The organism is Comamonas guangdongensis (assembly GCF_041079535.1).
GTDB lineage: Bacteria > Pseudomonadota > Gammaproteobacteria > Burkholderiales > Burkholderiaceae_C > Comamonas > Comamonas guangdongensis.
Genome location: NZ_JBFYGN010000061.1, coordinates 1 through 1,607, shown reverse-complemented (window position 1 = coordinate 1,607; position 1,607 = coordinate 1). Strand labels below are relative to the sequence as shown.

The window sequence follows — 1,607 nt, the reverse complement described above, 5'->3', positions numbered from 1 at the left end:
CCGATTCTGTTGAAAAACTCTTGTTGAACCGACAGAACTGTCGCACTGTTTTGGTGTCCTATCCTCATTGAGGGAGGCACGCATCATGATGGGTCAGGCCACGGTTCAAGATCAGCTCTTCTACGCATTCAACCTTGAGGACCACGTCCCGCGTGACCACCTGCTTCGCGGCGTTGACCGTTTCCTCGACCTTGGCGAACTTCGCCAGCATCTGGCTCCGCTCTACAGTCACACCGGCCGACCTTCGATCGATCCCGAACTTATGATTCGTATGCTCGTGATCGGCTACTGCATGGGCATCCGATCCGAACGGCGGCTTTGCGAAGAAGTCCATCTCAACCTGGCTTATCGCTGGTTCTGCCGTCTTGGGCTTGAGGACAGGGTGCCAGATCACTCCACCTTCTCCAAGAACCGACATGGCCGTTTCCGGCAGAGCGATGCATTTCGCTTTGTCTTTGAGACCGTGCTGCGTCGGTGCATGAGCGAAGGGCTGGTTCAAGGCGAAGGGTTTGCCATTGATGCCAGCATCATCAAGGCTGACGCCAATCGGGCGGGCAAGGCATCAAGCTCCGAGGTTGCCCATTGGCGTCAAGAAGCTCAGTGCAGCCGCGCTGTGCGCGAGTACCTGGAAGCACTGGAAACGGCGAACCTTGTGGCTGACGATGCTACCGAGGCGATGCACGACGCAAACGCTGTCCCCAGGCACATTTCCCCGACAGATCCCGCTGCATACTGGACTGCCGCATCGGGCGGTCCGGCGTTCTACGCATACTCCACCAACTATCTGATTGATCTGTCAGCCGGGATCATTGTGGATGTGGAAGCTACACCAGCGCATCGCACACAGGAGGTGGAGTCCACCCGGACGATGATCGACCGAGTCGAGCAACGCTTGGACCTCAAGCCACAGCGCCTGGTCGGCGATACCGCTTACGGCACCGCACCGTTGCTGGGCTGGCTGGTCCAAAACAAACAGATTGAACCTCATGTCCCTGTGTGGGACAAGACAGCTCGCAAGGACGGTAGCTTGTCGATCAGCGAATTCCAGTGGGCGCCTGAACGCAACGAGCATGTCTGCCCTGAAGGCCATGCATTGCGCAACGATCGGCGCCAGTTCGCCACGCCGCGCACGCACATCACCAAAGCCGGCACCGTGATCTTCCGCGCAAGCCAGGCTGACTGCGCTAGATGTGCACGCAAAGAGCACTGCTGCCCGAACACGCAGATGCGCAAGATTGCGCGCAGCGTTCATGAAGAGTCGCGTGATGTGGCGCGATCGATCGCTCTGACGCCTGCGTACAGCCAGTCGCGCAAGCAGCGAAAGAAAGTGGAGGTGCTCTTCGCGCACCTCAAGCGCATCATGAAATTGGATCGGCTCAGACTGCGTGGGCTCAGCGGTGCGCGTGACGAGTTCCTGTTGGCTGCAACGGCCCAGAATCTGCGAAGAATGGCGAAATGGTTGATGCCAAGTGCAGCAGATGCGCAATTAAAGGTTGAGTGAGGTGGGCCGAGAGGCCTTCCTCGCGCCCTGCGCTTGCGAACTCGATCGCGAATCCTACGCCACCACCATCACAAAGAAGTTCGAGGAGAGTTTTTCAACAGAATTG

1 protein-coding gene is annotated in these 1,607 nt (G+C 58.1%); it reads left to right on the top strand.

The features are described from left to right. The first annotated feature begins 85 nt into the window (after window positions 1-85). Entirely contained in the window at window positions 86-1,501 is a 1,416-nt protein-coding gene (locus AB6724_RS21730) for an IS1182 family transposase (RefSeq protein ID WP_369340614.1), read from the top strand. Window positions 1,502-1,607 lie beyond the last annotated feature (106 nt).

Bases quoted from the DNA above. Each gene is read 5' to 3' on its own strand.
- AB6724_RS21730 (WP_369340614.1), top strand. From the start codon at position 86: ATGATGGGTCAGGCCACGGTTCAAGATCAGCTCTTCTACGCATTCAAC.